The organism is Solitalea koreensis, from assembly GCF_900182575.1.
GTDB lineage: Bacteria > Bacteroidota > Bacteroidia > Sphingobacteriales > Sphingobacteriaceae > Solitalea > Solitalea koreensis.
Map to the genome: position 1 here is coordinate 409,342 of NZ_FXSZ01000001.1, position 21,174 is coordinate 430,515.

Sequence of the window (21,174 nt, forward strand, 5' to 3'; positions counted from 1 at the left end):
CAAATCAGAAGTTCGTAGCCAAATTCACAGCTCAAAGATTTTAACGCTCAATTCCAACTCATACTAAACAATGACCGGAAAACTATACCTAGTACCCACACCAATCGGCAACCTTGAAGATATCACACTAAGGGCCATCAGGATATTAAAAGAGGTTGATTTGATTCTTGCTGAAGACACCCGTAACGGAGGCAATCTGCTCAAGCATCTTGGAATCGAAAAAAGACTTTTATCTCATCATCAGCATAACGAGCATAAAGCGGTAAATGAAATCGTTAAGTTCCTGAAAGAAGGACAACAGATTGCTTTGATTAGCGATGCGGGCACCCCGGCTATTTCTGACCCAGGTTTCTTGTTGGTACGTGAATGTTTGAAGGAATCCATTGCTATTGAAACCCTTCCCGGAGCTACGGCATTTGTGCCTGCATTAGTTAATTCCGGATTACCATGTGATCGTTTTTGTTTTGAAGGTTTTTTGCCAGTTAAGAAAGGTCGGCAAACCAGACTAAAAGAACTCGCTACTGAAGAACGCACCATGATTTTCTATGAATCTCCTCACCGACTTTTAAAATCATTGGATGAATTTGCTCAATTCTTTGGCGCCGAACGTAAAGCTTGTGCATCCCGTGAAATAAGTAAACTATTTGAAGAAAATGTACGCGGAACGCTTGCTGAAATAAAATCACATTTTGAAAACAATGTGTTAAAGGGAGAATTCGTGATTTGCGTAGAAGGGAAAAGCAATAAATCATCTAAACCAGATAACGATCAAGAATGATAAATTTCAGCAATTTATTATTTAAGGATACAACAACTGATATATCCTTAGATACTCCAGCAACACCTAACCGAAAGGCAAAACTTATGAATTTCATTAAACGAATCTCATTACCTGTTCTTTCCGGACTTTTGCTTTGGTTAGCTTGGCCTCCTCACATCTTAGCTCCATTACTTTTTATTGCCTTAGCTCCACTTTTTATTTTTGCGGATCGGGTAAAAGTTGAATACAACGCCGGAGGGAAGATTTTCAGAAATAGTTTTCTAGCATTTTTTATTTGGAATACCTTATGCCTGTATTGGATTTACAATGCAGGGCAAGAACTGGGAGTTTTAGGAGCGCTGGGTATTGTTGCTGTTCCAATATTATTGGGTTCTCTTCTTATGTCTCTGGTGTTTTTTTTATTCCACAGAATAAGAACACAATTTAATGAAACCACAGGCTTAGTAGCCCTGATTTGTGGATGGTTGTTTTACGAATACCTACATCAGGAATGGCAGCTTGCCTTTCCGTGGATGACACTTGGCAATGGGTTTGCCGAGATCCATCAATGGGTACAATGGTATGAGTTCACAGGTGTATTCGGTGGCTCATTATGGATTCTGATCGTTAATATTCTTGCCTACAAGTTCTATAAAACCTACACTCTTCCTGGCAACAAAAAAGAATTACGCAATGCAGCAATAGGATTATTTACCATAATAACTATTCCGATTGGTCTATCGTATTATATGTATTATAACTACACAGAAGCCAAGAACCCGGCGAATGTTGTGGTGGTGCAGCCGAATGTTGATCCTTTTACAGAAAAGTTTAGCAACATGCCGCCAGAACAGCAGCTAAACCGCTTGATCAGGCTTTCGGATTCTCTAGGTCAACCTAACACCGAGTTTTTTATTTGGCCAGAAACGGCAATTATTAATCCGGTATATGAAGTTCAACTACCTAATGATGCGAATGTGCGTATTATTCAAAATTTCCTATCTAAATATAAAAATGCTAATGTTATTACAGGAGCTGAAACGATAAAAATTTACAATAATAAAGCAACTTCTACGGCTCGATTAAGCCAACAAAGTGGTCAGTATTACGATGTTTTCAATTCAGCAATGCAGATTGAAAATTCGCCTGAAGTACAGGTTTATCATAAAACCAAACTGGTTCCGGGTGTAGAAAGCTATCCTTACGGCGAATACCTTGGCTTTCTTGGAAATTTAGTTATTGACCTTGGCGGCACAACGGGAGGCTTTGGAAAGGAAAACAAAAATCCTGTATTGTATTCACAAAGCGGTATTGGCGTAGCGCCTGCAGTTTGTTACGAATCAGTATTTGGAGCATTTATGGCTAATCATGTACGGCAGGGAGCTCAACTGATCTGCATTATTACCAATGATGGTTGGTGGAAAAACACTTCAGGTTATAAACAGCATGCTTCTTATGCTAAACTTCGCGCCATCGAAACCAGAAGATGCATCGCCCGATCAGCTAATACAGGTATTTCCTCATTTATAAATCAGCGAGGCGATATTTTGAAGCAAACCGACTGGTGGGTACAAACTGTTATTAAAGCCGATTTAAATTTAAATTCAAAACTTACCTTTTACGCTCGCCATGGAGATTATATTCCATTAGTTGCCAGTGTAATTGCTGTTACATTTATTATCCTGGCTTTCGTTAATAAATTTTTGAATAAACGCTTTAAATCAATATAGTTTAGTTGTCCATGGACAAAATTCATTATTCTAAGAGAGAGCTATTCAAAACATAAAGCGGCTGCTCCTTGTAAGCCGGCATCATTACCCAAAGAGGCCAAACGAATATCAAGAGCACTAGTGTAATAAGGGGTAAGTCGGGTTTCTACAATACTCTTTGCTCCTGGCAGAATAAAATCGTACGCAGCCGAAAGACCGCCTCCGATAAGAATCGTTTTAATGTCCATAATACGAATTAAGGCCACCAACCCCTCTCCCAACATCTCCCCTACCTCAAAAAACACAGATTTAGCAAAGTCATCCCCTTGACTAGCTGCTACTACCGTACGTGTTGCAGAAATAGGCTCTGTGCGCGACACAAGCGTTTCTCCATTATAATCTCGTAAACGTTCTTCTATCAATTTAAGAATTCCGGCTTTCCCAATATTTTGTTCCAGAACTAAATTATTTCTACTTAAAATATGCCCAAGCTCTAAACCGTTACCATCTCCGCCTTTAAAAATCTTGCCATCTATCACAGCAGCGCTTCCTATTCCGGTACCAAGTGTAATAAAACAAAAAGTATCAGGCAAATCAGTTTTTGAATAGATTAATTCACCTAAACCAGCTGCATTCGCATCATTTTCTAAAAAGAATTCTTTATCCGGAAAGCGCTTTTTCAGCATATCATACATTGGCATTCCGTTGATTTCCGGTATAGCAGTTACTTCAATAGGCGCCTTACGATCCTTGGTAATCGTACCCGGCAAACCAATACCAATCTTTTTAATCTCTTTATGATTGATTAATCGAAAAGTAATTACATCGCACAGATTCTCAATAAATCTTCCGTCTTTGCGTAGGTCGGCAGTTGCATGACTTTTGAAATCATTGATCTCTCCATTTTTATCAACGATACCTGTTTTTACGTGGTTACCGCCAACGTCGATGCCGAAAAATCTTTCCATATCTAAAAAATATCTATTAGGTGATTTACTTATTAATTTTATTTTGTTTGAACTTTAAAATTGCAAAATTTACAACAATCAGGCGAAAGTAAATTAAACATTATAAAGTAAAAAACTTCAAACACATTTTCTACAATTACGACAAGTATTTGCCAACGATAGGCATTCTTCTCCCTACACCGAACGCTTTAGGGGAAACGCGAAGAATAGGAGGAGTTTGATGACGTTTATATTCATTTGTATTAACCAGCTTTAAAATACGTTTTACAACAGCCTCGTCAAAACCTTGACGAATGATTTCTTTCGAGCTTTTTCTTAACTCAATATACTGATAGAGTATTTTATCAAGCAGATCATAATCAGGCAAGGAATCGCTGTCTTTCTGATCATGCCTTAGCTCTGCCGAAGGAGGTTTTGAAATGATATTTTCAGGAATAATGGTACCATTGCGGTTAATGTACCGTGCAAGCTCATAAACCTGTATCTTATAAACATCACCTATTATGGAAAGTCCTCCGCACATATCACCGTAAAGCGTACCATACCCTACAGCCGTTTCACTTTTGTTAGATGTATTGAGCAGAATGTAACCAAATTTGTTCGACATGGCCATGAGTAACACGCCACGAATACGCGCCTGCATATTTTCTTCAGTAAGGTTAAATGGAAGATCTTTAAACTGTGGTTTTAAAGCATACTCCAATGAAGAAAAAACATCTTTAATCGGAATGATTTCATGATGACACTCAAGAGTTCGGACCATTTCCAGCGAATCATCAATAGAATGGTAAGATGAAAACTGTGAGGGCATTAAAACAGGCAATACATTGTCTTTACCCAAGGCTTCCGCTGCAAGGGCTAATACCACTGCAGAATCAATCCCTCCCGACATACCTAAAATAGCTTTTGTAAAACCAGATTTTTGAAAATAATCACGAATACCCAATAAGAGTGCATGATAAATTCGTTCGATTTCCGACTGTGGGTTAATTATAGCTTCCGATTTCTTTTTCCAGCCTTTAGCATCCAATTTCAACACCTTCATTTCTTCAATAAAGTAGTCGAACTCATGCGCCACATTACCATTATTATCCAACAACAATGAGCCTCCATCAAATATCAACTCCGTTTGCGCACCTACATGATTCACGTATAGCAACGGCAACTGGTACTTTTTGCAGTTTTTCTGTAATACATCAATCCTGTCTTCACGATGATTATAATCAAATGGAGATGCCGCTATATTGATCATCAGATCGGGATTAAGCTTGATCAGTTCATCCATCGGCACATTCACGTACAACGGATCTTCATCTACATTCCATAAATCTTCACAAACGGTAAGCGCAATCCTTCTGCCTTTAAATTCAATTAATTTAAACTCTGTATTGGGTTCGAAATAACGGTATTCATCAAAAACATCATAGGTAGGCAACAGGGTTTTATTTACCTGTGCTTTAACTTTACCATTCTCTAAAAAATAAGCGGAGTTGAACAGATTTTTACCTTCAATTTTAGGATTTACCGAAGGAGAACCTACAATACATGCAATACCTACACATTCCTTCGCAATTTTTTGAATTGACTCCTGACATAAATCAATGAACTCTGAAAATTCAAGAAAATCACGAGAAGGGTAACCACAAACTGCCAATTCAGCAAAAACCACCAAGTCGGCTCCTTGTTGTTTTGCTTGTCTAATGTGATCTATAATTTTTGTTGTATTCGATTCGAAATTTCCAATATGGTAGTTAAGCTGTGCGACTGCGATTTTCATTGCGCTAATATTTGCGATTTATTTATTCCAAAGATAAGAACAAGGACACGTTAAAACTAAAAAAGGCCAAATGTGCCTTTTCTCTGTTTCCAAAATATTTTTTATAGAATTTGAATGTCCGAACATTTGATACATTTGCCCTGTCAAACCAATATTTTATGCCAGTAATTAAGTCTACCTATTTCAAATTATTTTTTTGCATCATTCTCTTTAGCTTTTCTTTAACGGCCTGCAAACAAAACCGCCTCGACGTAAACGTTTCTAATATTGATCTAAATATTAAGGTTAATCGATTTGAAAAAGATTTTTTCGCCATCGACACCAATAATGTAGCCGCAGGAGCTGCTGCCCTGAAAAAAAAATACCCCGATTTCTATCCAATTTACTTTGAACGCTTGATGCGTTTGGGAGTGAATCGTGATTCATCCGACCTGGATTTCATCAAAATGATAAAGGCCAATAAAGATTTCAACACGCTGAAACATGATGTAGACTCGGTTTATCCAACTATTACAGATCTGGAAAATCAAATAACTGATGCGTTTAAACATTATAAGTACTATTTCCCTGATGCAAAAATCCCGGAAGTACTTACTTATATTTCCGATTTTCAGGTGGGAGCTACCAATACCGATCAGACCTTAGGCATCGAACTGGATATGTTTTTGGGTAAAAACTATAAGTACTATCCTTCTGTTGGGTTTCCAAATTACCTTACCCGTAAACTCGGTAAAGAATATATCACAGCAATCGCTATGAAAGGTTTTGCCAAGCAGCATTTTTCAGAAAAGGAAGGCGACAAAAGCTTGCTGAACAAAATGATTTACGAAGGTAAAATATTGTACTTTTTGGATGCCGTGTTACCTAAAACACCTGATTCAATAAAGATTGGCTTTAGTCAAAAACAATTAGACTGGTGTAATGCTTATAAAGTAGAAATGTGGGCTAACTTTTTAGATCAGAATTTACTTTACTCCACTGACGAACTAAAATATAGCAAGTATTTAAACGACGCTCCATTCACCTCCGGACTTGATAATGATTCAGCGCCTCAGCTAGGCATTTGGACGGGCTGGCAAATTGTGAGAAAGTATATGAATGAGAATACAAATGTTACTGTGGCACAATTAATGAACGACAAGGATTACCAAAAAATCCTTAAGTTATCGAAGTATAAACCTAAAAAATAGTTGTCACTCTACGCTAACCAGCTGGAGATTGATGACAGAGGACTCGAAGCATGAAGATAGGACTTACTTTATCTGGCGGGGGCATTCGTGGAATTGCTCACCTGGGTGTGGCCAAGGCATTGATGGAGGCAGGCATAAAATTTACAATAATTTCTGGCACCAGTGCCGGTGCAATTGTGGGTGCATTTTTAGCGAATGGCTATCAACCTGATTTTATTTTGCAGACCTTTAAAGAAACACATCTGTTTAAATACATTAAGCCAACCATCAAAGGCTTTGGCTTATTAACGATGCAAAATACCCGTCCGCTTTATAAACAATATCTTCCAGATACTTTCGAAGAACTGAAAATACCATTGGTGGTATCAGCAGTTGATTTTGGGATTGCACAATTAACTTATTTTTCTACTGGAGAGTTAATTTCAGCGATTCAAGCTTCGAGTTGTATACCCGCAGTGTTCAAACCCATTGAATTTAATGGGAAAATTTATGTAGATGGTGGCATACTCGATAACTTTCCTGTGGAAATAATTAAGGATGAATGTAACTTCATCATTGGCTCTTGCTGCAATAATCTGCCGGAAATTAAAAGTGTTAATGGTATAAAGCACATGGTTGAACGCTCAGTTAATATTGGAATCAATTCCCGAACAGAGGCAAAAAAACGCCTTTGTAATGTAGTGATTGAGCCTAAAGATCTTGGCGCTACCAGTCTTTTTCATGTTAGAAAAACAGACGAAATTTTTAAAACAGGTTACGAAGAAGCATTAAAAGTGCTGGACAGCAATGAAGATCTCCAATCGTTGATTCGTTCTATTAAAGAAGTTGAAATCGAAAAGTAAGGCCCCCTAAATCCGGACTGGGATAACTGAGGCCAAACAAAACTCTTTATACATTCGTTACGTAAGTTTGGTTGAAGTATTTTCTAAACCTCAATCAACTAATAAACAATCATGAAAACTATTAGCAAAACGATTTTATTTACCCTGGTTTTTATTAGCTCTTCATTTGTGGCTTGCGCTCAAAATCAAGAAGATAAAAAAACCACTAATATTACTAAAATGACTTATAAAGTGCAGAAAACAGAAGAAGAATGGAAAAAGGAATTAACTCCTGAACAATATTCAGTTTTGCGTGAAAAAGGCACCGAACGTCCGTTTACAGGAGAATACGAAAAAACAACAGCAAAAGGCACTTATCATTGTGCGGCCTGTGGCGCAAAGCTTTTTGAATCAGGTGCTAAATTTGATTCGCATTGTGGTTGGCCAAGTTTTGACGATGCCATTAAAGGGTCAGTTATTTATAATAGAGATGTTAGCCATGGAATGATTCGTACTGAAGTGGTGTGTGCAACTTGCGGAAGTCATTTAGGCCATGTGTTTGACGACGGCCCTAGAGAAACAACCGGACAACGCTATTGCATCAACTCCGTTTCGATGGTGTTTCATCCAGATTCTACCGCAAAAAAATAATTATCCACGTAAATGCCAGGCTTTGGATTTTGTAAATGCTCTTAGTCCTTGATGAGAAAGCGTAGCTCCAAAGCCTGAGTGTTTTCGACCACTCCAGGGCACAGCCGCACTTACCCGATCACAGCAATTCCAGTATCCTGTTCCTGCGTTTAATTGTTTCAGCATTTTCTCTGCTCTGTTTCTGTCATCCGTATAAACAGAAGCTGTTAACCCATACTCTGTATCCTGCATGAGCTTTAAAGCTTCAGCATCATCTTTCACTTTCATAATGCCGATGATCGGGCCAAAACTTTCTTCACGCATTACCAGCATTGCATGATTGACGTTCGTTAAAACAGTCGGTTCAAAATAGTAACCTTTCCAGGAGATGGATTTACCTCCACATAACAACATGGCTCCTTTATCTACTGCATCTTTCACTTGCTTCTGCAATACTTCGATTTGATTTTTACGGGTCAGAGGGCCAAAATAAACGTGTTCCGTGGGCAACCCTATTTTCCATGAACCAAGTTCTTTAACAAATGCATCAACATATTGATCATAGATTTTCTCATGAACATAAATTCGTTCCACAGCACAACAACTTTGTCCGTTATTATAAAAAGCCCCGTCGGCGGTGGCAGCAGCAACGGCGGCAACATCTTTTACATCGTCAGCAACATAAAGCGGATCTTTACCTCCAAGCTCCAGTTGACAAGGAACCATTTTAGAGGCTACTCTTTCGTAAATATGCTTGCCGGTTTTGTAAGATCCGGTAAAATAGAAACCATCAAAATCCATGTCCAATAAATACTCACCGGTTTCTTTGGCACCAATAGCTACCTGAAAGACTCCATCCGGAACGCCCGCTTTTTTCAATAGCCTTTCTATTTGCAAACCCGTAAGCGTAGCATACTCCGAAGGTTTGTACATTACAGCATTACCTGCAATTAAGGCTGGAATAAAAACATTCACACCTACTAAATAAGGGTAGTTCCAGGCTGAAATATTACAAATGACTCCTAAGGGTTCATAAGTTATTTTCTCATTCATACCCTGCGTTTCAACCATCCATTCATCCGAAAGATATTTTTCTGCATTATTGAGCATCCACTGAATCCGGTTTCGGGCTCCGTTTATTTCATTACGCGATTGTTGCAAAGGCTTTCCTACTTCTGAAGTAAGTATTGCCGCTAGTTCTTCTGTCTCTTTCTCCAGCAGATCATCAAACTTTTTAACAATCAACAATCGCTCTTGAAGTTTCAGTTCGGACCAGGCAGCTTGAAAATTCCTTAAAAGTTGACATTTGCCTTGAAGAGAGGCTTTACCCTCTTCATTAAGCGTAGCAATGGTTTCTTCGGTAGCAGGATTTATTACTTGCATGTTTTATTCATTTTAGCCGCATCTAAAAAGGCGTTTTTTATATTTATGGTGAAAGCACTGAGTTGATCCTCCATCCGTTCTGGATGCCATTGCACCAAACACAAAAAAGATTTACTTGCAGCATCTTTGCGCTCTAAGGCTTCCACTACGCCATCTGGTGAAAGAGCAGTTACCACCAATTCTTCTCCAACTTTATCAGCACTTTGATGGTGATTGCTATTGATAAAGCCTGCTTTTTGCTGAATGATTTTTCGTAACATGGAGGCCGGATCTATTTGAATAGAATGATATCTATCTTTTCCATCGGCTAATTTTGCGTGACTGAATTTGCCCCAGCTTGGAATATCAGGAATAAGGCTGCCGCCAAAAAACACATTTGCTAATTGCAATCCTCGACAAATGCCCAGCACCGGAACCGCGTTTTGTTCGGTATAAGAAAGTAGTTCCAGCTCAAATTGATCACGGGCCTCCCTCACATCATCTTTATGGCAATAGGCTAAATATTCAGGTTTATTATAAAAGCGAGGGTGAACATCCTCTCCTCCTGTAAGCAATACACCATGACATCTTTTAACAGCATTAAAATTTCCATCTTCACAACTCAACTTAACGACCTCTATTTCATCCGGGCCATCCGACATCCAATTGCTGTAATTTATGAATTTACTGCAATCAGCAACGCCAATTATTAGTTTGTTTTCTTGTGATTTCACAGATTCTATTTATAGATTAAAGCGATAAAGTTGAGATAAGAGTTAAATCAGAAGCTTCTCATAGTGCTTTTAGATACAATTGTTTAAAATCTTCTCTGTTTACGGGTTTAGGATTATTGGGATGAGCAAAATCAGCAATTGCCAAATCTGCTAAGGTTTCAATATGTTCTGGTTTCACACCTATTGCACTTAACTTATGCGGGATATTGATGCGTGAGTTAAGCTCAAATAAATAATTCACGACGGAGGCTCCGTTTTCATCTTTCAGTTCCAAAGCACGGGCAATTCGCCTGAATTTATCTTCAAAACCTGCGATATTAAACTCCATTCCATAAGGAATATTCACGGCGTTTGCCAGTCCATGATGTGTATCGAGTAATGAAGAAAGCGGGTGTGCCAAAGAATGTACTACCCCTAAGCCCTTTTGAAAAGCGATTGCGCCCATCATCGACGCCATCATCATTTTACTGCGTGATTCCAAATCGGGTTTAAGTGTAGCTTTCACTATCGCATCTTTAATTAATGAAATTCCCTCGAGTGCGATTCCTTCACAAATTGGGTGAGGATTTTTAGCAAGAAAGGCCTCCATATTGTGTGTAAGTGCGTCCATTCCAGTTGCTGCAGTTACAAACGCCGGCAAATCCATGGTGAGCATCGGATCAGCAAACACGATTTTCGCCATCAATTTGGGAGAGAAAAGAATTTTCTTCTGATGCGTTTTGTCATCTGCAATAATCGCACTTCTACCCACTTCACTACCTGTACCTGAAGTGGTTGGAATGGCAATAAAATGAGGCACATCATTAGTCACATACACATCTCCACCAATCAGATCATCGTATTTGAATAGATCTTCACGATGATGCACTCGCAAAACAATAGCCCTGGCAACATCCAATGCTACTCCTCCGCCAATACCAATTATGCAATCTCGCTTAGTATTATCCCAGGCATCGGCACCTTTGTAAACATCCGATTTTACCGGATTTTTGTGGGTATCATGGAAGATTTCTACCGAAATATTGCTCTTTTTTAAATCGTTTAGGATCTCAGTAAAAAAAGGGAGTTGAACTACTACCGGATCGGTAACTATTAATGGTTGTTTTAGATTATTCTGATGCAGATAGGCCGACAGCTCTTTTACAGCTCCGCCACCAAAGCGAATCGTAGTAGGAAAATTATATTGATAAATCATAATAAAGTTTTAAAGTGGCAAGTCATAAGTTCAGCCCACCAACACTCCTTGTTTTTTGTTTATCGCAATAGTTAACAATTAGCACTTCGCCCAAAGACCCTTTAGGGATTTAGTGGTAGAGCTATATGATCTCGAAATAACGCTTCAGTTCCCAATCTGAAACAGCTTTTGAATATTGCTTCCATTCCCACTCTCTAGTCAACGTAAAATGTTCGGTGAAGGTTTCCCCAAACAACTCCTTTGCAACATCCGATTGTTTCATTTTCTGAGTGGCTTCATCCAAATTACGAGGCAAGGTTCCATTTGATGTATCCAGATAACCATTGCCCTGGGTGGCATCTCCTAAATTAAGGTTATGCCTTATGCCGTATAAGCCTGCTGCCAAACATGCCCCCATAGCTAAATAAGGATTGGAATCAGATCCCACGACCCTGGTTTCGAGCCTTGTGGCTTTGCTGCTGCCCGGAATCGCCCTAAGAGCTACCGTTCTGTTATCAACGGCCCAAGTGAGGGTGGTGGGCGCCCAGGCTCCTTCTACCAATCTTTTATAACTGTTGATAGTGGGAGCAAACATGGGCAAGATATCTGGCAAGCAATAAAGCTGCCCGGCAATATAACTTTTCATTAATGAGCTCATTTTTTGCGAATCGACTTTATCATAAAACAAGTTATTCTTTGCCCCCCGATCCCATAAACTCTGATGCACATGACCGCTACAGCCAGGCAACGCTTCATTCCATTTTGCCATAAAAGTGGCTATGATTCCATGCTTATAGGCGATTTCTTTTACTGCAGTTTTAAATAAAACAGCCCGGTCTGCAGCTTGGAGGATATCTGTATATACAATAGCGGCTTCATAAACACCAGGTCCGGTTTCAGTATGTAAACCTTCAATTGGCACATCAAACTTGTTCAAGAGCTCGAACAAATCGTTCATAAACTCCTTTTTTAATGAGCTGCGGAGAATAGAATAACCAAACATCCCGGGAGACAGAGGGGTAAGATGTTTAAATTCTTTCTCGTTTAAACTTTCCGGAGTTTCGATAAAATTGAACCATTCGAACTCTTGTGAAAAGCAGGGCACAAAACCTTGTTTTTCACAATCAGCAAGCACCTTACGCAGCAACTGTCGCGGACAAATTGCCAAGGGCTCATTTGTATTCGTAAAGAATTCTCCCAGAAAGAAAGGCACATCATTTTCCCAGGGTATTTTCCTGAATGTATTCAAATCGAGCTTTACCGGAGCATCCGGATATCCGGTATGCCAGCCCGTAAACTTCGCATTATTGTAAGCTGCATCATTGGCATCCCAACCAAAAACCACATCACAAAAACCCAACTCTCCTTTAATTACGGATTGAAATTTATCGACCGAAATAAACTTTCCTCTTAAAATACCATCAATATCAGCCACTGCTACTTTTACTTTCCCGGATGGATGTTGATTAATGTAGTTCTGTACTTCCTGCTTTGTCATAAATGAGAGAATTGCGGGTACTGAAGATCTTAAATAAGATATAGGCTAACGTTAATATGGCAAAATAGATCAACCCTAAGTTTAAGTTATAAATCACCATTGCAATAAAAGATACCATAGCAATGGTAAGTGCAAGTACCGGAAATACCGGATAAAATGGCACTACAAAAGGGCGTTTCAGGTGCGGATCTTTCCTGCGTAAAACGATAATCGAAATCATGGAAATGATATACAAAGTCAATGCTCCAAAAACGGAAATGATAATAATTTCAGAAGTCTTCCCGGATAATAAAGCCAAAATTCCAATCAGCATATTTGCCAATAATGCGTTAGCGGGAGTACGAAAACGCGGAGAAATACTCCCCAGAAAAGGCGGTAGATTACGTACACGTCCCATTTCATAAGTTGCACGACCGGCGGCCAAGATTAATCCATGAAATGAAGCGATCAAACCAAATAAACCAACCGTAATCAGTAAATGATAGAGCAAATGATTGCTCCCTGTGATTTTCGCCAGAGCTAATGGCAAGGGAGAATCAGAAGTTGCTCCCGAACTGCCATTTTTGAACACAATGGTTTCCCATCCAGCCACTCCTATAGAAGAGCTAAACACCAAAACACATAAAAGCACTAATGTTAAAATCGCCCATCCAAAGCCTTTCAGAATATCTCGTTGCGGATTCTTTGTTTCCTCGGCAACATTGGCTACGCCTTCTATCCCCAGAAAAAACCAGATCGCAAATGGAACCGCAGCAAAAACACCCATCCACCCGTTCGGAAAGGAATTATGAGTTAAGTTCGTCATTTGAAACTTCGGAAAAGTAACTCCTGCAAACACCAGCAACTCTGCTACGGCCAGTATGGTTATGATGGTTTCAAAGGATGCCGCCGCCTTGATTCCGTAAATATTTAAGGCTGTAAATAAAAGGTAAACTACCAAAGCCGAAGCAAAAATGGGCATGGTAGGAAAAAACGCATTAAAATAAGCTCCTATTGCAAAGGCTATAGCCGGAGGTGCAAAAATGAACTCGACCGACTGGGCAATACCTGCTATAAATCCTGCATCTTTGCCCAACGCTTTACCGGCATAATCGAATGCTCCACCCGCTTTAGGAATAGCACAGGCAAGCTCTGTATAACTAAAAGTAAAGGTGACATACATGACCATGATGGCCAACGTGGCTATGCCCATTCCCAGAGAGCCGCCCTGCTCCAAACCCAGGTTCCATCCAAAATACATCCCCGATATGACGTACCCCACTCCTAAGCCCCATAACATAACCGGACTAAGTGTTTTCTGCAAGCTGTTTGCTGTTGCCATAGGCTTTTAATCAATACTTTAAAATAAGATTTTTAAGCTAAATAACAATACAGAAAGGTTGAAAGGAAGGAGGATTTAGGCTTGAGTTCTTTTGAATAGTGGAGGTACAACTTAAAGTCATACATCCACTGGATTACTTCCAATCGAGTCATTACTGTGACAAGGTCCCATCGACCCAGCTCAGGTTGACTTAAACAGCAAAGCCATTCTGAAATTCAGAATGGCTTTGCTGTTTAAGTCTGGGAACAGTGGCGGCACGACTTAGAATTGCGCCACCACTATGCAAAACTTTTACTTTTTACTTCTATCCTGTCGTTCCTAGCGCGCTTGCAATTGCATTGATAGAGGTGAGTAGCTTAATCAATACTTCTTCATTTTCATTACCAGTTACACCTTTGGCTTTCAATTCCCGCCATTGTTTTAACAGTCGGATTTGACATTGATGCAAAGGATTAAGGGCAACAGCTCTTAACTGAGTTGAGTAATGCCTATTTTGTCGGCGTTCTTCGAATGAACGATCTTGCAGGTGGGCAAACATCCTGCGGGTGCGCTCCAATTCTTCGAGCAACAAACCTAAAATTTGTTCTTTCGCCTCGTAATTAGTCATCAATTCGGCATAAGCCTTGATGATTTCTTCATCAGTAGAATCCAACGAAGATTCAACATTGGTAAATACATATCGTAGCAATGGATCGGTATTCAAAGCTTTTTTCAAGGCATTGAACTCCTCCGGTTTTTCATTATACAATTTTTCCAAGGTAAAACCTACTCCATACCAGCTGGTCATGTTGCAGCGAGTCTGGTTCCAGCTAAACACCCATGGGATAGCCCGCAAATCGGCCAAAGTGCGCTCACCAGTTCTGCGCGCCGGACGTGAACCGATACGACTCGATTCAATCGCGTCAATCGGCGTAGCCTGACTAAAGAAATGGATGAAATTCGGGTTATGAATTAACTTTCCGTAGAATTCACAACTCTCGGTTGCCATCCACTCAAATATTGACTCTAGGGGATGCGCTTTACGCTCCGTATTTTGCTGTAAGAGGGTTGCAGCAGTGGTTCCGGCTAATAACAACTCCAGATTATAACTGGCGTTCATCTTATTGGCATATTTTTGTTCGATGGTTTCGCCTTGCTCCGTTTCTCGCAAATCACCGCATAGGGAAGAATGTGGCAATGCCTGGATAAACCAATTCGCCGGACCTGCGCCACGGCTTACCGAACCACCTCTTCCATGAAAGAATCGTATACGAACACCATGCTTACGGCCTACTTCCGCGAGCTGGAACTGTGCCTTGTACAGCGTCCATTGCGAAGCCAGAATGCCGCCGTCTTTATTACTATCACTATAACCCACCATCACCATTTGAACTGGCTCAGCCTCACCACTAAGCTTGCGCTGATGTTCCAAACTGCGTTGCGTTACCGGATGTGCAAGGAATGTTTCCATGATAGCAATACTGTTCTCCAAATCGTCGATGGTTTCAAAAAGGGGAACCACCGGCAAACGGCACACTAATCCATCCTCCGTAAATTCAGACAAGCCTGCTTCACGCTCCAATAAATAAACGGCCAATAAGTCAGAAACACTACGGGTCATGCTCACGATCAATGATCCGATGGCAGCAGTACCGTAACGACTCACATGTTTCGCGAGTTCATCGTAGGTTTTGAGCACTTGGCTGGCATTTTCTTGTAGTTTAATGGAAGGATGAACAAACGGGCGATTATACTGAAGCTCACAATTCAAGAACATCATCTTTCGGTCTTCAGACCAATCAAAATAACTGTCTCCATGCAAAGCGCTCCCATGCAAAAGTTGATCAATTGCTTTATCATGAAAAGCAGAGTTCTGACGAACATCGAGCTTTGCCAAATGGAAACCAAATGTATCTACTATACGAATCGCATTGTTCAGATAACCCAAGGCGGCTCGTTTTGCTCCATATTTTATCATCGATTCACGCAGCAGCACTAAATCATCCAAAAGTTCTTGCGAAAAGGTATAGCCTATTTCGTTCTCCCTCAATTCAATTAAGTGATTCCTTTTCACTTTAACCGGCAACATCGTCAAACACAAATTCACAAACTGACGGAAGGCTTCACCCGAATTGCGAGCGAATGCCTCCTCCCCTTCTTTACCTAAAATCCCACGCATTTCAAACATCCGTTGCTGCAAAGCAGGATCAGCTTCTTCAAAAGTGTGCGTAAAACTTAATTTGCTTATTAATTCCAATAAGGAACGGCGAATGACCACAAAAGCATTTAAACGCAGTGTTTTTAGTGTTTCGGCGGTCACCTTATCAGTTACCAGGGGATGGCCATCGCGGTCGCCACCTACCCAGTTACCAAAGGAAACTTTCGGACGGTTACGAATATCTTCAATCAGTTCCGGCGCAAAACCTGCATCCACCCATGCTTGTTCCAAGCGGTGGTCAAGAATGGGCAGTACTTCCGGAAAAACGTTGGTTAAATAATGAAGTACGTTTCTGAGCTCCGATTCAACATTTGGTTTTTCCAAATAAATCTCACCCGTTCTCCATAAGGTATCCAAAATCAATTTAATCTCCTCCCGGATTTGTTCCTGTTCCTGATCGGAAAACATAGAGTTTTGACGTTGCACCATCAAGAGGTATAACTGACGATGATGCTCCAAAACGGTTATTCGTTTGGCTTCTGTTGGGTGAGCGGTTAAAACCGGCTCCACCTTAATAATATTTATTTTTTGAGCAATTGCTTTATCCGAAAGGCCGCTGTATTTTAACGCATGCAGCTTTTGGGCCCATAAACCGTTAGCACTTGAAAGATCATCATTTTCTTTTTTACGACGATACTGAACGGCACCGTTTACTTCAGTAAGGTTCAGAATATGAAAAACCATTGAATACAACTGAATGTGTTTGATGGTAAAATCCGAACCTGTAGGAATTTCATCATTAATCCAGGGAATAAAACCCGCCAACTTCTTATCTCCGCTTTCTTCCAATACCTCTTTTAAACAGATTAATATGAATTCAAGGTCATGATAGGTTTTACCCATACCGGCCTTCACCAAGTGTAGTTCGTTCGTCAAAAGTTCGTGTTGATACTGCGTCATAATAAGCTAGATTGAAATGGCAATATAAGCACTATTTTATCATTATGTTAAACTTTAATCAAAAAAAATATCATTTTACTATAAATAATGATCAAATAATGAAATATGCAAAAAACCATGAAGCATGAACTTGTCATCCTGAGTAAAGTCGAAGGTTTTGTCACATTAAGGAATAGATGTTTCGACTCCATTCAACATGACTTAATGAGGTTAACATTTGAGACAGACTCATTGCCGGCCGAGGGTTATTTATGGAGCTTTCAAGAAGGGTTATAAATAATGAAAACAGAATAAAACCCGCTAACACTATATAGTCCTTATAAAGTTCATTAAATGCAAAAAGCCTTGGTTCTGATGAACCAAGGCCTTTACATTCAATTTTTAATATTACTTAAGCTTCAGCCAAAGCGTTTGCACCCGATACGATCTCAAGGATCTCATTGGTAATTGCAGCCTGACGAGCTTGATTGTATTGCAGTGTTAATGATTTCAACAATTCACCCGCATTATCAGTTGCCTTATCCATCGCTGTCATACGCGCTCCGTGTTCAGAAGCATGTGAATCTAACAAGGCTTTAAAGAACTGTAATTTGATAGAACGTGGAATCAGATCTTCAATAATCTCTTCAATTGAAGGCTCAAACAAATAATCAACTTTTGCAGATTTACCAGTTGAAGCAACAGCTTTTGGTAATGGTAATAATTGCTCAGTAGTAAGAATTTGTACAGCCGCATTTTTAAATTGGTTATACACTAATTCTACTCTATCATATTTACCATTGGCAAAACCTTCCATAATACCTTCAACAATAGCGGTAGAATTTTCAAAATTCAATTTGTTGAATAACTCATTATTGTTTCCAATAACGTTGTATTTCGCACGGGTATAAAAATCTTGCGCTTTTTTACCTACGGCAACAATATGAAGATTTCCTTTGCGTTTGTGCTCAAGGTAGTTCTCGGCAATGATGTTGTTGGCAGTTTTAATGACGTTGTTATTAAAAGCACCAGCCAAACCGCGGTTAGAGGTAATCACCACTATTAACACATTGTTCACTTCACGCTCTTGTGTGTAAACATTGTCCATATCGCTCAACGATTCAGACACATTACTCAACATATCCTTTAGCTTATTAGCAAAAGGGCGCATCTGAACAATGGCATCGGTAGCTCTTTTAAACTTAGCAGCGGAAACCATTTTCATAGCTTTCGTGATCTGCTGAGTAGATTTAACAGATGCAATTCTAAGACGTACTTCTTTTAAGTTGGCCATTTACGTTTGGTTATTGGTTACCAGTTGTAGGTTATCGGTTATCCCAAAACTAACAACTGGTAACTGACAACTAATAATTAATATTTAGATGCTAGTTCTTTAGCTACTGTTTCAAGCGTGTTGGTAATTTCGTCAGTCAATTGACCTTTTTTCAAACTATCCAAAACTGCTTTGTGGCGTACCTCAAGAATATGAAGGTATTCTGCTTCAAATTCTTTAACTTTTTCAACAGGTACATTACGTAACAAACCTTTAGTACCACAGTACAAAATAGCGGTTTGTTTTTCAACAGTAACTGGTGAATATTGACCTTGTTTCAAGATCTCAACGTTACGAATACCTTTATCAAGAACTGCTTTTGTTGAAGCGTCCAAATCAGAACCGAATTTAGAGAAGGCCTCCAATTCGCGGAACTGAGCCTGATCTAACTTCAAGGTACCAGATACTTTCTTCATTGATTTGATCTGAGCATTACCACCCACACGTGATACCGAGATACCTACATTAATTGCAGGGCGGATACCGGCGTTAAATAAGTTCGACTCCAAGAAGATCTGACCATCTGTAATCGAAATTACGTTGGTAGGGATGTATGCTGATACGTCACCCGCTTGTGTTTCGATAATTGGCAGAGCGGTTAATGAACCACCACCTTTTACCAACGGACGGATAGACTCCGGTAAATCGTTCATCGCTTGAGCGATTGAATCAGTTGCGTTGATCTTTGCAGCTCTTTCTAACAAACGTGAGTGTAAGTAGAATACGTCACCCGGATAAGCCTCACGGCCTGGTGGACGACGAAGCAACAATGACACCTCACGGTAAGCCACTGCTTGTTTTGACAAATCGTCATAAACGATCAATGCAGGACGACCTGTATCACGGAAGAACTCACCGATAGCAGCACCAGAAAATGGAGCGTAGAACTGCATTGGAGCTGGATCGGCCGCAGAAGCAGCAACAACCACAGTGTAAGGCATTGCACCGTTTTCGGTTAATGTTTTAACGATATTGGCTACAGTAGAGTTTTTCTGACCTACAGCAACGTAGATACAAAATACCGGCTGACCAGCTTCGTAAAACTCTTTCTGATTGATAATAGTATCGATCGCTACAGCTGTTTTACCTGTTTGACGGTCACCGATGATTAACTCACGTTGACCACGTCCTATAGGAATCATCGCATCGATAGCTTTGATACCAGTTTGTAATGGCTCTGCTACCGGTTGACGATAAATAACACCTGGTGCTTTACGCTCCAAAGGCATTTCGTAGGTTTTACCTTCAATAGGACCACGACCGTCAATAGGCTGACCAAGAGTGTTTACCACACGGCCTAACATACCTTCACCCACATTAATGGAAGCGATACGCTTAGTACGTTTAATAGTATCGCCTTCTTTAATCTCTTCAGAAGAGCCCAACAATACCACACCCACGTTATCTTCTTCCAAGTTCAATACGATACCTTGCAAACCGTTCTCAAATTCAACCAGCTCACCCGATTGAACTTTTGTTAAGCCGTAAACGCGGGCAATACCATCACCCACTTGCAATACAGTTCCGATCTCTTCTAATTCAGCTTCTGACTTGAAGCCGGCCAATTGCTGACGCAAAATTGCCGATACTTCGTCTGGTCTTACTTCTGCCATAGTTTTTATTATATAATCTTTTTAAAATTATTTACTTAATTGTGATACAAATTCATCGCTCAAAAAATTGCGTCTCAGGTCATTCAATCCTGATGAAATACTTGTATCGTATTGTTTATCACCTACCGTTAAAATAAAACCGCCAATTAATTTAGGGTTTACTTTGCTCTGCAGGAGAACCTTGCGGCTAAGTGCTTTTTCAATCGTGTTGATCAATTCTTTTTTGCTTGCTTCCGTCATTTCAACTGCTGAAACCACTTCTGCTTTAACAATACCGTTTAGCTCGTTATAAAGCTCAAAGTATTGTTTTGCTCCTTCGTAAATAAACGCTTCACGTCCCTTACTTACCATGATGTCGAAGAAGCCAATAGTTATCTTGTTTACCTTTCCATCAAATAATTGATGAAGAATAGCACGTTTGCTTTCAGTCGAAACAATTGGATTTGAAAGTACTGCTCTTAGTTGTGAACTGGCTTTAACAGTTTGGTAGAACAACTTCATGTCATTGTTAACTTCCTCTACCAAATTTTCACTCTTGGCAAGCTCTAACAATGCTTTCGAATAGCGTAAAGCAACTTTAATTTCTGACATTATTCCTAGTTTACTGTCATCTGAGGGAATGAGAATGATCTTTATGTTGCTAGAGATTCCTTACTCCGTACCGAATGACACTATAGATTAGTTTAATTTTACGTCTTTTAATAACTCTGTTACTAAAGCTTCTTGCTCTTTAGCATCGGCAAATTTCTTGCGAAGAATTTTCTCAGCAATCTGAATTGAAAGGGCACCTACCTGGTTTTTCACTTCAGCAAGAGCAGCTAATTTTTGATTGTTGATCTCGTGATGAGCTTTAGCAATCATTTTAGCACCTTCTGCATGAGCCTGAACTTTTGCTTCGTGGATCAAACTGTCGCTAAGCGTTTTGGCTTCTTTCAGCATTTTGTCACGCTCCACACGGGCTGCTTTGATCAATTTATCACTTTCTACATTCAAACGAGACAGCTCTTCTTTCGCTTTTTCAGCAGCATTCAAAGCATCTTCAATTGACTTTTCACGATCATTAAGAGCAGCGACAATCGGTTTCCAAGCAAACTTACTTAGAAGCATGATTAAGAGAACAAACGTAAGTGTTGTCCAAAAAACTAAACCGATACTTGGGGTAACTAATTCCATTATATTATGTAGTTATCTAAAGTTTATACAAATCA

Annotated in this window: 17 protein-coding genes; 5 read left to right on the plus strand and 12 right to left on the minus strand. The window is 39.7% G+C overall.

Features of this window, described 5'->3' with window-relative positions:
* Positions 1–70 precede the first annotated feature (70 nt).
* Both rsmI and lnt read left to right on the plus strand, forming a co-directional pair.
* Entirely contained in the window at positions 71–778 is a 708-nt protein-coding gene (rsmI, locus tag FN756_RS01875; RefSeq protein ID WP_142600970.1) for a 16S rRNA (cytidine(1402)-2'-O)-methyltransferase, read from the plus strand.
* 86 nt (positions 779–864) lie between these two features.
* Positions 865–2,490 carry an apolipoprotein N-acyltransferase gene (gene lnt, locus FN756_RS01880; RefSeq protein WP_142600972.1) on the plus strand — a complete coding sequence of 542 codons (1,626 nt, stop codon included), beginning with the start codon at positions 865–867 and terminating at the stop codon, positions 2,488–2,490.
* A gap of 41 nt (positions 2,491–2,531) precedes the next feature.
* Here the strand turns inward: lnt and FN756_RS01885 are convergent, their stop codons facing one another.
* Together FN756_RS01885 and FN756_RS01890 are read right to left on the minus strand one after the other, a co-directional pair.
* Positions 2,532–3,437, minus strand: a complete 906-nt coding sequence (locus FN756_RS01885; protein ID WP_142600973.1) for an ROK family protein — start codon at positions 3,435–3,437, stop codon at positions 2,532–2,534.
* Between the two features lie 136 nt (positions 3,438–3,573).
* Positions 3,574–5,214 carry an NAD+ synthase gene (locus FN756_RS01890; RefSeq protein ID WP_142600975.1) on the minus strand — a complete coding sequence of 547 codons (1,641 nt, stop codon included), beginning with the start codon at positions 5,212–5,214 and terminating at the stop codon, positions 3,574–3,576.
* Between the two features lie 158 nt (positions 5,215–5,372).
* On the opposite strand from FN756_RS01890, the gene gldB reads away from it, so the two are divergent.
* The 3 genes from gldB (at position 5,373) to msrB (ending at position 7,876) form a co-directional block, all read left to right on the plus strand.
* Complete coding sequence (gldB, locus tag FN756_RS01895) at positions 5,373–6,404, plus strand: gliding motility lipoprotein GldB (RefSeq protein ID WP_142600977.1); 1,032 nt, start codon at positions 5,373–5,375, stop codon at positions 6,402–6,404.
* A gap of 50 nt (positions 6,405–6,454) precedes the next feature.
* A complete protein-coding gene (locus tag FN756_RS01900; protein WP_142600979.1) occupies positions 6,455–7,246 on the plus strand; it encodes a patatin-like phospholipase family protein in 792 nt (263 codons plus the stop codon).
* Positions 7,247–7,357: 111 nt separating this feature from the next.
* The gene (gene msrB, locus FN756_RS01905; RefSeq protein ID WP_142600981.1) at positions 7,358–7,876 is read left to right on the plus strand and encodes a peptide-methionine (R)-S-oxide reductase MsrB; all 519 of its coding nucleotides are present in this window, start codon (positions 7,358–7,360) and stop codon (positions 7,874–7,876) included.
* Here msrB and FN756_RS01910 read toward each other — a convergent pair whose 3' ends face one another.
* From FN756_RS01910 to atpF, 10 genes are all read right to left on the minus strand, one after another.
* Entirely contained in the window at positions 7,877–9,238 is a 1,362-nt protein-coding gene (locus FN756_RS01910; RefSeq protein WP_142600983.1) for an aldehyde dehydrogenase family protein, read from the minus strand.
* Complete coding sequence (locus tag FN756_RS01915; protein ID WP_246085397.1) at positions 9,229–9,951, minus strand: gamma-glutamyl-gamma-aminobutyrate hydrolase family protein; 723 nt, start codon at positions 9,949–9,951, stop codon at positions 9,229–9,231. Before FN756_RS01915 ends, FN756_RS01910 begins: the two co-directional genes overlap by 10 nt.
* 58 nt (positions 9,952–10,009) lie before the next feature.
* Positions 10,010–11,146 (minus strand): iron-containing alcohol dehydrogenase, encoded by a 1,137-nt coding sequence (locus FN756_RS01920; RefSeq protein WP_142600984.1) that lies wholly within the window; start codon positions 11,144–11,146, stop codon positions 10,010–10,012.
* Positions 11,147–11,267: 121 nt separating this feature from the next.
* Positions 11,268–12,623 (minus strand): glutamine synthetase family protein, encoded by a 1,356-nt coding sequence (locus FN756_RS01925; RefSeq protein ID WP_142600986.1) that lies wholly within the window; start codon positions 12,621–12,623, stop codon positions 11,268–11,270.
* Positions 12,592–13,944 (minus strand): ethanolamine permease, encoded by a 1,353-nt coding sequence (gene eat / locus FN756_RS01930; protein ID WP_142600988.1) that lies wholly within the window; start codon positions 13,942–13,944, stop codon positions 12,592–12,594. Before eat ends, FN756_RS01925 begins: the two co-directional genes overlap by 32 nt.
* A 304-nt stretch (positions 13,945–14,248) precedes the next feature.
* A complete protein-coding gene (locus FN756_RS01935) occupies positions 14,249–17,041 on the minus strand; it encodes a phosphoenolpyruvate carboxylase (RefSeq protein ID WP_142600990.1) in 2,793 nt (930 codons plus the stop codon).
* A gap of 391 nt (positions 17,042–17,432) precedes the next feature.
* Positions 17,433–18,314: an ATP synthase F1 subunit gamma gene (atpG, locus tag FN756_RS01940; RefSeq protein ID WP_142600991.1), complete on the minus strand. Its 882-nt coding sequence runs from the start codon at positions 18,312–18,314 to the stop codon at positions 17,433–17,435.
* A 77-nt stretch (positions 18,315–18,391) separates the two neighbouring features.
* Positions 18,392–19,966: a F0F1 ATP synthase subunit alpha gene (gene atpA / locus FN756_RS01945; protein WP_142600993.1), complete on the minus strand. Its 1,575-nt coding sequence runs from the start codon at positions 19,964–19,966 to the stop codon at positions 18,392–18,394.
* Positions 19,967–19,993: 27 nt separating this feature from the next.
* Complete coding sequence (atpH, locus tag FN756_RS01950) at positions 19,994–20,557, minus strand: ATP synthase F1 subunit delta (protein ID WP_142600995.1); 564 nt, start codon at positions 20,555–20,557, stop codon at positions 19,994–19,996.
* A gap of 87 nt (positions 20,558–20,644) precedes the next feature.
* A complete protein-coding gene (gene atpF / locus FN756_RS01955) occupies positions 20,645–21,139 on the minus strand; it encodes a F0F1 ATP synthase subunit B (RefSeq protein WP_142600996.1) in 495 nt (164 codons plus the stop codon).
* Between the last annotated feature and the right edge of the window lie 35 nt (positions 21,140–21,174).